This window comes from Kitasatospora sp. NPDC004289, assembly GCF_053602875.1.
In genome coordinates this window covers 48249-62548 of record NZ_JBSGEL010000022.1, presented here as the reverse complement: position 1 = coordinate 62548, position 14300 = coordinate 48249, and the positions used below count along the sequence as shown (strand labels likewise).

The 14300-nt window shown below is 71.3% G+C and carries 10 protein-coding genes; 6 read left to right on the top strand and 4 right to left on the bottom strand.

The window, feature by feature from the left end; genetic code table 11:
- The first annotated feature begins 148 nt into the window (after positions 1 to 148).
- Complete coding sequence (locus ACWEPF_RS17240; RefSeq protein WP_452173217.1) at positions 149 to 2662, top strand: ATP-dependent Clp protease ATP-binding subunit; 2514 nt, start codon at positions 149 to 151, stop codon at positions 2660 to 2662.
- 361 nt (positions 2663 to 3023) lie between these two features.
- Positions 3024 to 5381 carry an immune inhibitor A domain-containing protein gene (locus tag ACWEPF_RS17235; protein ID WP_452173216.1) on the top strand — a complete coding sequence of 786 codons (2358 nt, stop codon included), beginning with the start codon at positions 3024 to 3026 and terminating at the stop codon, positions 5379 to 5381.
- An 84-nt stretch (positions 5382 to 5465) separates the two neighbouring features.
- Here ACWEPF_RS17235 and ACWEPF_RS17230 read toward each other — a convergent pair whose 3' ends face one another.
- Positions 5466 to 6584 (bottom strand): threonine aldolase family protein, encoded by a 1119-nt coding sequence (locus ACWEPF_RS17230; RefSeq protein ID WP_452173215.1) that lies wholly within the window; start codon positions 6582 to 6584, stop codon positions 5466 to 5468.
- Between the two features lie 58 nt (positions 6585 to 6642).
- Complete coding sequence (locus tag ACWEPF_RS17225) at positions 6643 to 7122, bottom strand: hypothetical protein (protein WP_452173214.1); 480 nt, start codon at positions 7120 to 7122, stop codon at positions 6643 to 6645.
- A gap of 391 nt (positions 7123 to 7513) precedes the next feature.
- Here ACWEPF_RS17225 and ACWEPF_RS17220 point away from each other — a divergent pair, with 391 nt between their 5' ends.
- Positions 7514 to 8317: a M23 family metallopeptidase gene (locus ACWEPF_RS17220; RefSeq protein WP_452173213.1), complete on the top strand. Its 804-nt coding sequence runs from the start codon at positions 7514 to 7516 to the stop codon at positions 8315 to 8317.
- Between the two features lie 34 nt (positions 8318 to 8351).
- Here ACWEPF_RS17220 and ACWEPF_RS17215 read toward each other — a convergent pair whose 3' ends face one another.
- Positions 8352 to 8966, bottom strand: coding sequence for a TetR/AcrR family transcriptional regulator (locus tag ACWEPF_RS17215; protein WP_345289196.1), 615 nt, complete (start codon positions 8964 to 8966; stop codon positions 8352 to 8354).
- Between the two features lie 133 nt (positions 8967 to 9099).
- Here ACWEPF_RS17215 and ACWEPF_RS17210 point away from each other — a divergent pair, with 133 nt between their 5' ends.
- Entirely contained in the window at positions 9100 to 10653 is a 1554-nt protein-coding gene (locus ACWEPF_RS17210) for an MDR family MFS transporter (protein ID WP_452173212.1), read from the top strand.
- A 71-nt stretch (positions 10654 to 10724) separates the two neighbouring features.
- Here the strand turns inward: ACWEPF_RS17210 and ACWEPF_RS17205 are convergent, their stop codons facing one another.
- The gene (locus tag ACWEPF_RS17205) at positions 10725 to 11621 is read right to left on the bottom strand and encodes an A/G-specific adenine glycosylase (protein ID WP_452173211.1); all 897 of its coding nucleotides are present in this window, start codon (positions 11619 to 11621) and stop codon (positions 10725 to 10727) included.
- A 216-nt stretch (positions 11622 to 11837) separates the two neighbouring features.
- Here ACWEPF_RS17205 and ACWEPF_RS17200 point away from each other — a divergent pair, with 216 nt between their 5' ends.
- Positions 11838 to 12716 (top strand): hypothetical protein, encoded by an 879-nt coding sequence (locus tag ACWEPF_RS17200; RefSeq protein WP_452173210.1) that lies wholly within the window; start codon positions 11838 to 11840, stop codon positions 12714 to 12716.
- 322 nt (positions 12717 to 13038) lie between these two features.
- On the top strand, positions 13039 to 14247 hold the full coding sequence (locus tag ACWEPF_RS17195; protein ID WP_380149566.1) for a S8 family peptidase: 1209 nt from the start codon (positions 13039 to 13041) through the stop codon (positions 14245 to 14247).
- Positions 14248 to 14300 lie beyond the last annotated feature (53 nt).

Here is a 14300-nt window from a genome sequence, read left to right as displayed (position 1 = left end):
GAATGGTGTCGGCTGGTCGCGCAGCTGATAAGGGCTCCACGAGAGTGGAGCCGATCCGTGAGCCGCGCCGCTGAGCGGGACTAGCATGCGGAAGGACAGGGCGGGGACAGTCCCCGAACTGCCCGACCGCTCTGAGGAGCGATAAACGATGTTCGAGAGGTTCACCGACCGCGCGCGGCGGGTTGTCGTCCTGGCTCAGGAAGAAGCCCGGATGCTCAACCACAACTACATCGGCACCGAGCACATCCTCCTGGGCCTGATCCACGAGGGCGAGGGCGTCGCCGCCAAGGCCCTGGAGAGCCTCGGGATCTCCCTGGAGGCCGTGCGCCAGCAGGTCGAGGAGATCACCGGCCAGGGCCAGCAGGCCCCGTCCGGCCACATCCCCTTCACCCCGCGGGCCAAGAAGGTGCTGGAGCTTTCGCTCCGCGAGGCCCTCCAGCTCGGTCACAACTACATCGGCACCGAGCACATCCTGCTCGGCCTCATCCGCGAGGGCGAGGGCGTCGCCGCCCAGGTCCTGGTGAAGCTCGGCGCCGACCTCAACCGGGTGCGCCAGCAGGTCATCCAGCTGCTCTCCGGCTACCAGTCCGGCGGCAAGGAGTCGGCCACCGCCGGCGGCCCGGCCGAGGGCACCCCCTCCACCTCGCTGGTCCTGGACCAGTTCGGGCGCAACCTCACCCAGGCCGCCCGCGAGGCCAAGCTCGACCCGGTCATCGGGCGCGAGAAGGAGATCGAGCGGGTCATGCAGGTGCTGTCCCGCCGCACCAAGAACAACCCCGTGCTGATCGGTGAGCCCGGCGTCGGCAAGACCGCCGTGGTCGAGGGCCTGGCCCAGGCCATCGTCAAGGGCGAGGTTCCCGAGACGCTCAAGGACAAGCAGCTCTACACCCTGGACCTCGGCGCGCTGGTCGCGGGCTCCCGCTACCGCGGTGACTTCGAGGAGCGCCTGAAGAAGGTGCTCAAGGAGATCCGCACCCGCGGCGACATCATCCTGTTCATCGACGAGCTGCACACCCTGGTCGGCGCGGGCGCCGCCGAGGGCGCGATCGACGCCGCGTCGATCCTCAAGCCGATGCTGGCCCGCGGTGAGCTCCAGACCATCGGTGCCACCACGCTGGACGAGTACCGCAAGCACCTGGAGAAGGACGCCGCGCTGGAGCGCCGCTTCCAGCCGATCCAGGTCGCCGAGCCCTCGCTGCCGCACACCATCGAGATCCTCAAGGGCCTGCGGGACCGCTACGAGGCGCACCACCGGGTGTCGATCACCGACGCCGCGCTGGTCGCCGCCGCGACCCTGGCCGACCGGTACATCTCGGACCGCTTCCTGCCGGACAAGGCGATCGACCTGATCGACGAGGCCGGTTCCCGGATGCGCATCCGCCGGATGACCGCGCCGCCGGACCTGCGCGAGTTCGACGAGAAGATCGCCGACGTGCGCCGGGAGAAGGAGAGCGCGATCGACGCGCAGGACTTCGAGAAGGCCGCCTCGCTGCGCGACGACGAGAAGCAGCTCCTCACCGCGAAGGCGAAGCGGGAGAAGGAGTGGAAGGCCGGCGACATGGACGTCGTCGCGGAGGTGGACGAGGAGCTCATCGCCGAGGTCCTGGCCACCGCCACCGGCATCCCGGTCTTCAAGCTGACCGAGGAGGAGTCCTCCCGCCTGCTGCGCATGGAGGACGAGCTGCACAAGCGCGTCATCGGCCAGAAGGACGCCATCAAGGCGCTCTCCCAGGCGATCCGGCGCACCCGTGCGGGCCTCAAGGACCCGAAGCGTCCCGGCGGTTCGTTCATCTTCGCCGGCCCGTCCGGTGTCGGTAAGACCGAGCTGTCCAAGACGCTGGCCGAGTTCCTGTTCGGCGACGAGGACGCGCTGATCTCGCTCGACATGTCGGAGTTCTCGGAGAAGCACACCGTCTCGCGGCTGTTCGGCTCCCCGCCCGGCTACGTCGGGTACGAGGAGGGCGGCCAGCTCACCGAGAAGGTGCGGCGCAAGCCGTTCTCCGTGGTCCTCTTCGACGAGGTCGAGAAGGCGCACCCGGACATCTTCAACTCGCTGCTGCAGATCCTGGAGGACGGTCGCCTGACCGACTCCCAGGGCCGGGTGGTCGACTTCAAGAACACCGTCATCATCATGACCACCAACCTCGGCACCCGGGACATCTCCAAGGGCTTCAACCTCGGCTTCGCGGCCACGGGTGACAGCACCACCGGGTACGAGCGGATGAAGGCGAAGGTCGGCGAGGAGCTCAAGCAGCACTTCCGCCCCGAGTTCCTGAACCGCGTCGACGACATCGTGGTGTTCCACCAGCTGTCCGAGGACGACATCATCCAGATCGTCGACCTGATGATCGACAAGGTGGACGGCCGCCTCAAGGACCGCGACATGGGCCTGGAGCTCAGCGTCGAGGCCAAGAAGCTGCTGGCGAAGCGCGGTTACGACCCGATCCTGGGTGCCCGTCCGCTGCGCCGCACCATCCAGCGCGACATCGAGGACCACCTGTCCGAGAAGATCCTCTTCGGCGAGCTGCGCGCCGGCCACATCGTGGTCGTCGGCGTCGAGGGCGAGGGCAAGGAAGCGAAGTTCACCTTCCGCGGCGAGGAGAAGTCCCCCGTGGCCGACTCCCCGGCCGCCGTGACGGCGGGTCCGGACCTCACCAAGTAAGGTTTGTTGCACGTTCCGAAAGGGCCCCCGCACCGGTCATAACACCGGTGCGGGGGCCCTTTCGTTATGCCCGCCGCTTCATCTCCAGGTCACAATTCCTGTGATGAACCGCACGCCGATCCCCGCCGTTCGACGGGTGGCGGTGGTACTCCGTACGCGATGGACGGCCCCAGCAGCCGGGATGGCCCCGGGATTTGACACATGATCAGGTGATCGGGGCGCCGGAGCATAGCGCCGTGACCATGTCATGGTCAAGGTCTTTCTTTTTCATCCACGCTTGGATCAAATGACGTCCACCTGTCTTTCATTGGTTCACCGGCGGAGCCAAGAGCTTGGCCGGTATGGGGAGGACGTCACCACGTTGAACATATCCAAGAAGGTTGCCTCGGCGACCGCGGCCGCGGCGGTCATCACCGCCCTCGGCGCGGGGCTCCTGCCGGCCTCCGCCACGGCCGCCCCGGTCGTCCCGGTCAGCAACGACCCGGCCGACGCGGTGCAGCTCGCGTCCGTGGACCACAACCTTGAGGGTCCGCTGAGCGCCAAGGTCGAGGCCGAGCAGAAGGCCGCTCTGGACCAGCTGCTCGCCGGCACCGCGAAGATCGAGAAGCACAACGGCGGCACCAGCATCAAGCTCGGCCGCGACAAGTACGTGGAGCTCGCCCGCGAGCGCACGGACAAGATCTTCACCATCCTGGTCGAGTTCTCCGACCAGGTGGACAACACCACCAAGCTGCCCGACGGCCGGCTCAAGTACGGTGGCACCCCGGGCCCGCAGCGGAACCAGATCCCGCAGCCGGACCGCACGAAGGACAACTCCACGGACTGGCGGGCGGACTACAACCGCCAGCACTACCAGGACATGTACTTCAGCAAGACCCAGGACTCGCTCAAGACCTACTACGAGCGCCAGTCCTCCGGCCGTTACTCGGTCGACGGTCAGGTCACCGACTGGGTCAAGGTGCCGTGGAACGAGGCCCGTTACGGCTCGGACTACTGCGGCCAGCACGTCTGCAACAACGCCCAGGACCTGATCCGCGACGGCGTCAACGCCTGGGTCGCCGACCAGAAGGCCAAGGGCCAGACGGACGCGCAGATCAAGGCCACCCTGGCGCAGTACGACCAGTGGGACCGGTACGACTTCGACCACGACGGCAACTTCAACGAGCCCGACGGTTACGTCGACCACTTCCAGATCGTGCACGCCGGTGAGGACCAGTCCGCCGGCGGCGGTGCCCAGGGCACCGACGCGCTCTGGGCCCACCGCTCGTACGCCTACGGCGCGCTGCAGGGCCAGACCGGCCCGGCGAACAACAAGCTCGGTGGCACCCAGGCCGGCGACACCGGCATCTGGGTCGGCGACTACACCATGCAGGCCGAGAACGGTGGCCTCGGTGTCTTCGCCCACGAGTACGGCCACGACCTCGGTCTGCCGGACCTCTACGACACCACCGGCTCCGGCAACGACAACTCGGTCGGCTTCTGGTCGCTGATGTCGTCCGGTTCCTGGCTCGGCACCGGCAAGGACTCGATCGGCGACAAGCCGGCCGACCTGGACGCCTGGTCCAAGCTCAAGCTGGGCTGGTTCGACTTCGAGAAGGCCAAGGCGGGCAAGTTCTCCGCCCACCTCCTCGGCCCGGCCGAGTACAACAACAAGCGCCCGCAGGGCCTGGTCGTCGACCTCCCGGCCAAGACCGTCACCACCGAGATCAACACCCCCTTCCAGGGCAGCGGTGAGTGGTGGAGCGGCTCGGCCGACGACCTGAACGTCGCCCTCACCCGCGACGTCGACCTCACCGGCAAGTCCTCGGCCTCGCTGACGGCCAAGGGCTGGTACGAGATCGAGCAGGACTACGACTACGCCTACGCCGAGGTCTCGACCGACGGCGGCGCCAACTGGGTCGGCCTGAACGGCACCTGGAACGGCACGGCGATCCCGCTCAACCCGGGCAACAAGGCCGGTCTGACCGGCAACTCGGGCGGTCAGTGGGGCGACCTGGCCTACGACCTGAACCCCTACGTGGGCAAGGCCGTCAAGGTCCGCTTCCACTACACCACCGACGGTGGCGTGCACGAGAAGGGCCTGGCCCTCGACAACATCGGCATCACCGCCGATGGCGCGTCGGTCTTCTCCGACACGGTGGAGAACGGCGACAACGGCTGGAAGGCCGACGGCTTCTCCCGCATCAACGGCAAGTTCTCCAAGGACTACGCCCAGCACTACCTGGTGGAGAACCGTCAGTACGTCTCCTACGACGAGATGCTGAAGACCGGTCCGTACGTCTTCGGTTCCGCCGTGAAGCCGGACTGGGTCGACCACTACGCCAACCAGAACGGTCTTCTGATCTGGCTGTGGGACGAGTCGCAGACCGACAACAACGTCACCAACCACCCGGGCGCCGGTCTCATCCTGCCGGTCGACTCGCACCCGACCCCGCTCAAGTGGGCCGACGGCAGCACCATGCGTCCGCGTCTGCAGGGTTACGACTCCACCTTCGGCTTCGACCGCACCGACGGCCTGAAGCTCCACAAGGCGGACGTCCTCACCACCATCCCGTCCTCGAAGGGCGTCTCGTCCTTCAACGACGCGAAGAACAAGTACTGGGACGCCTCGACGCAGTTCTCCTCCGTCCAGGTCCCGAACACCAACACCGCGATCTCGGTCCTCTACGAGAGCTGGAACAAGCTCGAGACCCTGGTCCTGGTCAGCCCCGGCAAGTGAGCTTCGCTCAACTGACGTGGTAAGCAGGTGACTTCGGCCCCGCCGGGATTCGTCCCGGCGGGGCCGGAGTGTTTCCGCGCCCGGTCACTTCCCCAGCAGCGCCAGCAGGTCGGCGAGGGCCTCCTCGATCTCCTCGGCCGTCCACTCCAGCGCCTCGGCGGCGACCGTCACCTCGGTCAGCGCGCAGCCCGGCACCGGCCCGTCGATCCACAGGCCGAACAGCCCGACGCCCTGCTCCTCCGCCAGCCGGACCGTGGCCTCGTTCAACTCCCCCGCCCCGTACGGCAGCCAGAGCTGGAACTGGTGGGTGTGCGGCACCTCGGGCACCACTCTGGCCCCGGGCGTGCGCACCAGTGCGGCGGCCACCACCTTCGCGTGCGCGACGTAGGCCGGCAGCTCGGGCAGCACCCGCTCCAGCCCGGCCAGTGCCGACAGCGCCGCCGGCCACTGCTGGAAGAGCTGGCCGCCGTAGCGGTGGCGCCAGACCTTGGCCTCGCGCACGAAGTCCTCGGGCCCGGCCAGCGCGGCGCCGCTGATGCCCTCCAGGGTCTTGTAGAAGGAGACGTAGACCGAGTCGCCCAGGGCGGCGATCTCCGGCAGCGAGCGGCCCAGATGGGGCACCGACTCCCAGAGCCGGGCACCGTCGAGGTGCACCCGCACGCCCTCCACCGCGCCGACCGCGGCGGTCAGCTCCTCCCAGCTCGGCAGTACGAACCCGGCGTCGCGGAGCGGGAGTTCGAGCATCAGGGTGCCGAACCGCTCCTCGCAGCCCAGGAGTTCGTCGGCCGTGGGCAGCCGGGGCTCCTTGGTGGGCCAGACCGCGGAGAGGCCGGTGAGGCGCTGGTAGGCGCGGCGCTCCCAGCGCTCGGGGTGGGCCAGCGGGTGCATGGCCACCACGGAGCTGCCGGTGCGGTCGGCCCAGTACCGCAGGGCGATCTGCTGGGCCATCGTGCCGGTCGGGAAGAAGGCGGCGTCAGGCTTGCCGAGCAGCTCGGCGACCCGCTGCTCCAGGGCGCGGACCACGCCGTCGCCGTACATGTCGGGGCGGACGTCCAGGTCCACCCCGACGGTCTCGGCCTCGACGGCCAGGGTGGCCATGCGCTCCCGGAGCGACAGCGGGCGGCTGCCCGAGAGCAGCCGCCCGCAGCGGCGGAAGGCGGTGAAGCGGCGGTCCCGCAGGGCCGCGAGCGAGGAATCGGTCATACGAACGATGCTGCCTCAGCACCGGTCGGAGCGACAGGCTCACGGCGGGGGCACGGCGTCAGACGGCGATCCAGCGGTAGACCGAACCGTCCACCTTGCACGTGATCCACTCGCCGTTGCGGTCGTGGGTGGAGCGCCCGAGGTCGGCCTTCCGGCAGAACTGGCCGTCGTTGTAGCAGTTGCCCGCGTTGGACTTGATCTCGCAGACCTGCGCGGCGGGGGCCGTGGTCCTCGGCGCGGCGGGCGCGGTGGTGGCCGGCTTCGGCGTGGCCGCCTTGGTGGTGGGCGCCTTGGTGGTGGCCGCCGGGGCGGCGGCCGGGGTCACCGCGGCGGGGGCCTGGGTCGGCGTCTCCACCGCGGTCGGCGTCGGCGTCGGCGAGGGAGTGGCCGTCGGGGTCGGCGTGGCGGCCGGGCTGGAGGCGGCGGCCGGGCTCGTCGGGGCCTTGGCGGGGGTGACGGTGCCCGGCCCGCAGGCGGCGAGGGCGGTGACGGCCACCGCGAGGAAGGCGGTGCGGAGGGCGGTGCGGAGGTGTCTCATGCGACCTGTTCCGGCTCGGTCGGGGGATGTCCCGAAGCTCTGGGTGCGCGGAGGCTATCGCGCGGTTCGCACACGGGTTCACACGTTCCGCACATCGGTCCGGCTTGCCCGGAAAGTCCGCACGACTCCGTCAGCCCTGTGACCGCCCTCACGATTGGGCTCCGGCCGGAGGGGGTAGGGCGGTGGGCCTCGTCACAGGCCGGACGGGATTACGAGCGGCGGTAGTAGCCGGCGACCGCCCCACAGCGGCGCGTCCGGCCCGGCGGATCCGTCAAGGGCCCGGCCGACGCACTACCCGCCGTCGTACGTCACACCGTTTGGGGCGGCCACCGGTGTCCGTTTAGACCTGACTGGTCCCCATCCGTTCCTGCCGCCCCGAGGTGCTGCCACCATGACGACGTCCGCCCGCCACGCCGCCAAGAGCTGGCTCACCACCCACCGCACGGTCGCGCTCTGGACCGGCGCCCTGGCCATCGGCTCCGGCGCGCTGCTGGTGCCCGGCACCGCCGCCGCGCAGACCGTGCACCCGACCACCCCCGGCTCCTCGCTCTTCACCGCCGCGGCCTACACCGACGAGAACGCCTCCGTCGAGGTCACCCGGCCGGGCACGTACGAGCTGCCGCACTCGGCCTCCGCGCAGGCCGCCGTCTCGGTCGCGGACAACCTCGCCCAGGCCCCGGCCCCGGCCGAGGCGGAGGCCCACGACAGCGCCCCCGCCGCCGACCGCTCGGAGGCCCGGGCCGAGGCGCCGGCCCCTGCCGCGCAGCCCGAGCCGGCCCCCGCCCCGTCCTGGACCTCCCCCGCCCCCGGGGCCCGGATCAGCAACCCCTACGGCGGCAAGAACGCCAGCTACGCGGCCGGCTACCACACCGGCACCGACTTCGCGGTGAGCACCGGCACCCCGCTGCTCGCGGTGGCCGACGCGACCGTGGTCTCGGCCGGCCCGGACGGCGCGTACGGCAACGAGGTCGTGCTGAAGCTGGCCGACGGCAAGTTCGCCGAGTACGCGCACCTGTCCTCGATCGGCGTGAAGGCGGGTCAGACCGTCAAGGCCGGCCAGCAGATCGGCAAGGCCGGCTCCACCGGCAACTCCACCGGTCCGCACCTGCACTTCGAGATCCGCTCGGCCAACCGCTACGCGGCCGTGATCGACCCGCTCGCGTACCTCAAGGGCCACGGCGCCGTCGGCTTCTGACGCACCGGCAGACCCGACCGGGCCCCCGTGACGCTCAGGCGCGCGGGGGCTCGATCCGTTCGGCGATCTCCAGCGCGACCACCAGGGCCGCCTCCGTCGCCTGCGCCAGGCTGGTCACCGTGCCGGTCGCGCAGGCCGCCTCCGGCCCGGCCGCCAGGTCCTGCTTGAGCAGGAAGAGCGCGGTGTGGAAGGAGAACAGTGCCATCGCCGCCCGGAGCCGGTCCTCGGGACCCGCCTCCGGGCCGTGCACGAGCTTGATCATGGAGACCATGCGCTCCTTGAACTCCAGCCCGGCCGAGGAGTCCCGCAGGGCCGGCTGGTTCTCGTGGAAGAAGCGCAGCAACGGGGCGCGGTCGGCGGCGCCGGCCGCGAAGCGGCGGATCAGCTCGTCCCGCAGCCCGGGCGTCCAGGGCTTCCCCTCGCCCCAGGCGATCACCTCGTCGATCGGCGCCGCGGCCTGCTCGATGATGCCGTGGACGATGTCGTCCTTGGTCTTGAAGTGGTAGTAGAGCGCGGCCTTGGTGACACCCAGCCGGTCGGCGATCTCCCGCAGCGAGGTCTCCTGGTACCCCTGCTCCGAGAACAGTTCCAGGGCGACCTCGACGATCCGCCCCCTGGTGCCGCTGCGCGGGCTCTGCGTCGTGCTCATCGGTGGGCGGCCTCGACTCCGTCAGTAATCGGCTTGACGCCAGGATACGGACACCTTACCGTGCCACAGGTCAGTCAACTAGCCGGGCGGCAAGTAAGTTCCCCGGCAGCGGTAGTGCAGGGAGCCCCCACCCATGTCGAAACAGCAGGTCGAGACCGTGGAGCCGCCGGCAGCGGCCGCCGACCCGACCCCGCGCAGCCCGCGCGAGATCCGGTTGGTGATGATCGGTCTGGTGGTCGCCATGCTGCTGGCGATGCTGGACAACCTCATCGTCGGCACCGCGATGCCGACCATCGTCGGCGACCTCGGCGGCGCCGAGCACCTCTCCTGGGTGGTGACCGCCTACACCCTGGCGACCGCCGCCTCCACCCCGATCTGGGGCAAGCTCGGCGACCTCTACGGCCGCAAGGGCACCTTCGTCATCTCGATCGCGATCTTCCTGCTCGGCTCGGCGCTCTCCGGCCTCTCCCAGACGATGGGCCAGCTGATCGCCTTCCGCGCCGTGCAGGGCCTGGGCGCCGGCGGTCTGATGGTCGGCGTCATGTCGATCATGGGCGCGCTGGTGGCGCCGCGCGACCGCGGCAAGTACCAGGGCATGTTCGCCGCCGTGATGGCGCTGGCCACCGTCGGCGGCCCGCTGATCGGCGGCTTCATCACCGACCACCTCAGCTGGCACTGGACCTTCTACATCAACCTGCCGCTCGGCGTGGTCGCGCTGGCCTTCATCGTGATCACCCTGAAGCTGCCCTCGGTCCGCTCCAAGGCGAAGATCGACTACCTGGGCGCGGCACTGCTCACCGTCGGCATCACCTCGCTGGTCCTCATCACCACCTGGGGCGGCCAGGAGTACGAGTGGGCCTCGAAGCAGATCCTCGGCCTGGGCGCGCTCGCGGTCGCCTCGCTGATCGCCTTCGTCTACGCGGAGCAGAAGGCCGAAGAGCCGATGCTCCCGCTGGAGCTGTTCCGCAACCGCAACTTCACCATGGTCTCGCTGATCGGCTTCATCGTCGGCTTCGCGATGTTCGGCGCCGTCACCTTCCTGCCGCTCTACCAGCAGCACGTGCAGGGCGCCTCGGCCACCTCCTCCGGCCTCCAGCTGATGCCGATGATGTTCGGCATGCTGGTGGTCTCGCTGGTGGTCGGCCAGGCCATCACCAAGACCGGCAAGTACCGGATCTACCCGATCATCGGCACGGCGGTGATGGCCGGCGGTTCGCTGCTGCTCTCCACCCTCTCCACCGACACCGACCGCTTCGTCTCGTCCTGCTACATGGTCGTGCTCGGCGCGGGCATGGGCTTCCTGATGCAGGTCACCATGCTGGTCGCGCAGAACAGCGTGGAGCTCAAGGACATGGGCGTGGCCAGCTCCACCGCCACCCTGTTCCGCACCATCGGCGGCTCCTTCGGCGTGGCCCTGTTCGGCGCCCTCTTCAACGACCGGGTCACCTCGACCATGGCCGGTGCAGGCGTCCAGGGCGGCGGCCACGGCAACATCGCCCAGCTCGGCCCGGAGGCCGTCCGGGCGCTGCCCGCGCCGGTGCAGGACACCTTCCACCACGCGGTGGCCAACGGCATCCACACCGTCTTCATCTGGGGCGCGGTGATCAGCCTGGTCGCGGTGGCCGCCTCGGTCTTCCTGCGCGAGGTGCCGCTGCGCGGTGCCGGGGAGCCGGTGCTCTCCGAGTAGTGACGCCGCGTCAGTGAGACGGAGGGCCCGGTCCGTACGGACCGGGCCCTCCGTCGTACCGGGCCACCGGGCTACTGCGGCAGCCGGTAGACGCCCTGCGCGACCGGCTCGACCAGCCCGTCGGCGACCAGCCCGTCCAGTGCCCTGGCCCGCTGCACGTGGTCCGGCCAGACCTCGTCCAGCCGGGCCTGCGGGACCTCGCCGTGGGCCTCGCGGAGCACCGCCAGCAGCTTGCCCCGGACCTGACGGTCCGTCCCCTCGTACGTCTGCCCGCGCCGGGCCGGGCCCTCGTACGGCGGGCGTCCCGCCGCCTGCCAGGCGCACCGCCGCCGCAGCGGGCAGGCCCCGCACTCGGGGCCGCGCGCGGTGCAGACCAGCGCGCCGAGCTCCATCACCGCGACCGCCCAGACCGCCGCCGTGGCGGTGTCCTCGGGCAGCAGTGCGGTGGCGGTGCGGCGCTCGGCCGCGGTGGTGGCCTGGGCCGGGTACTCGACGCCGGTGACCGCGCGGGCGAAGACCCGGCGGACGTTGGTGTCGAGCACCACGTGGCGCTGCTTGAAGGCGAAGGAGGCGACGGCTGCGGCGGTGTACTCGCCGACCCCGGGCAGCGCCAGCAGCGCGGCGTGGTCCTCGGGCACCTCACCGCGGTGCTGCTCGGTGATCGCGGTGGCGGCGGCGTGCAGCCGCAGCGCCCGGCGCGGGTAGCCGAGCCGGCCCCACATCCGGACCGCCTCGCCGGGTGCGTCGGCGGCCAGCGCGGCGGGGGTGGGCCAGCGCTCCAGCCACGCGGCGTACGCGGGCAGCACCCGCTTCACCGGGGTCTGCTGGAGCATGAACTCGCTGACCAGGACGGCCCAGGGACTCGCCTCGGGCGTGCGCCAGGGCAGGTCGCGGGCGTTGGCCGCGTACCAGTCGAGCACGGTCGAGTGGAGCAGCGGGGCGGAGGTCTCAGTGGTGGTGGCAGCCATGGCCCGGCCATCCTCGCACCGGGCTCGGCGGGCCGACAAACGGCCCGGTGGCCGTGCCCGGCAGCCGGACCGGCGGGCGGGAGCGCACGCCGACGGGTCACCCGGGCGGCCCCGGGGCCTCACCCGGCCGGAGCAAAACACGGATGATGTGAAGGAAGCGACGCCAGACCGGTGTTGATGCACCATCGGGTCCTCCGGGTCTCGTAGAGTTTGCCCGTGCCTTCTCTGCGTCAACCCGTGGGACCGCTGCCGGCTTCGATCTACTGGCGCCGGCGGATCGTCGTGCTCGTAGCCCTCGCCGTCGTGTCGGCGCTGGTCTTCTGGCTGTTCTCCGGATCCGGGGGCGACGGGAAGTCGGGCAAGCAGGGCACCGCCCAGCCCGCACCGGTGCAGTCGATCACCCCGGGCGCCTCGCCGACCGGCCCGGCCGTGGACAGCCGCCCCGGCGGCGGCAGCGGCACCGGCGGCTCGGGCGGCTCCTCGGGCAGCGGCGGGGTCTCCGGCTCCGGCGGCGGCGAGGTCAGCCTGACCACCGGCGGCAGCGGCACCGGCGGTGCCGACGGCGGCGGTACGGGCGGCGGCGGTACGGGCGGCGCGGCCGGTGGTGCGACGGGCGGCGGCGCGGGCGGCACCGGCGGCGCGGGCAGCCCCCTGCCGGTGAACACCGCCGAGGTGATGGCGCTCCAGGTCTGCTCGGCCGGACAGCTCTCGCTGGAGCTGGCGGGCAGTCAGGAGACGTACAAGGCCAAGGAGAAGCCCCGGCTCTCCCTCACCGTGCGCAACACCTCCACCGGCGCGTGCCGGGTCAACCTCGGCCGGCTGGCCTCGACCGTCACCGTGACGCTGGCCGAGTCCAACGAGCGGGTCTGGTCCTCCGGCGACTGCCCGACGGACCGTCAGGACACCTGGGTGCAGGTCGGTGCGGGCACCGGCCTGACCGAGACCTTCACCTGGGAGCGCGGCCGCTCCAAGCAGCAGTGCGCCACCCCGGACGCGACGCCCGCACCGCTCGGCCGCTACCTGGTGCAGGCCGCCCTGACCGGCCCGGCCGGCGGCCCGGTCTCGGCCCGCGCCCTGATCCGCCTGGAGAACTGACCGCTCGCGCTCCGCGGAGCCCCGTCGGACCCCGGTCCGGAGGGGCTCGCGCCGTTCCCGGACGGATCCCGGCGGGTTCCGGCGGGTTCCGGCCAGCGCAGGGTGCCGCCGTGCGTCCGCGGCGTCACGCCGCCGTGAACGGAGCCCTTCCGCGGCCCGTCCGGCGGCCCGCTTGGAGCGCATTCGCCCGGCCTCCGGCCAACCCCGAACCACGGTGGCGTGTCGGGGACATGACGACGGGAAAGCCCCTTCGTCGGTGCACCGTCAAGCCCGCAGGCTGGTCCTCACTCACCCCGCACCACCGACGAGGAGGACCCCTCTCATGGCACAGCTCCCCCGCCGCCGCGCACTCGCCGTCCTGGCCGCCGCCGTCGCCACCGCGGCCCTCTCCGGTGCCGTCACCGCCCCCGCCTTCGCGGCCCCCGCCGAGGGCGTGGTGCTCCAGGCCGGCTCCCCCTCGGCGATACCGGGCAGCTACCTGGTGACCCTCAAGCCCGGCTCCGGCCTGGCGCCCGCCTCGGCCAAGGCCCAGGGCCTGGCCGTCCAGCGCGGCGGCCGGATCACCCAGGTCTGGGACAAGGCCGTGCACGGCTACGCGGTCGAGGGCCTGACGGCCGTTCAGGCCCGCCGCCTGGCCGCCGACCCGTCGGTGGCCGGCGTCGAGCAGAACCAGGTCTTCACCGTCACCGCCACCCAGGCCAACCCGCCGTCCTGGGGCCTGGACCGGATCGACCAGGCCGCGCTGCCGCTGAACCAGAGCTACACCTACCCGGACCGGGCCGGTGCCGGGGTCACCGCGTACGTGATCGACACCGGCGTCCGGATCAGCCACACCGACCTGGCCCCGCGCGCCGCCAACGGCTGGGACTTCGTCGACAACGACGCCGTCGCCCAGGACGGCAACGGCCACGGCACCCACGTGGCGGGCACCATCGCCGGCACCAAGTACGGCGTGGCCAAGGCCGCCAAGGTGGTCGGCGTCCGGGTGCTCGACAACAACGGCTCCGGCACCACCGCCGGGGTGGTCTCCGGCGTCGAGTGGGTCACCAAGAACGCGGTCAAGCCCGCCGTGGCCAACCTCAGCCTGGGCGGCAGCCCCTCCACCACCCTGGACAACGCGGTGGCCGCCTCGATCGCCTCCGGCGTCACCTACGCGGTGGCCGCGGGCAACTCCAACGCCAACGCCAACAACTACTCCCCGGCCCGCGTCCCGACCGCCATCACCGTCGGCTCCACCACCAACACCGACGCCCGCTCCAGCTTCTCCAACTACGGCACCCGGGTCGACCTCTTCGCCCCCGGCTCCAACATCACCTCGTCCTGGGGCACCGGCGACACCGCCACCAACACCATCTCCGGCACGTCGATGGCCACCCCCCACGTGGCCGGCGCCGCCGCCGTCTACCTCTCCTACCACACCACCGCCACCCCGGCGGCGGTCACCTCGGCCCTGCTCGCGGCCGCGACCTCCAACGTCCTCACCGGCATCGGCACCGGCAGCCCCAACAAGCTGCTCCGCGTCACCAGCTGACGCCCCCTCACCCGCTGCCCGCCCGGCCCTCCTCGGCCGCGGCGGGCAGTGGC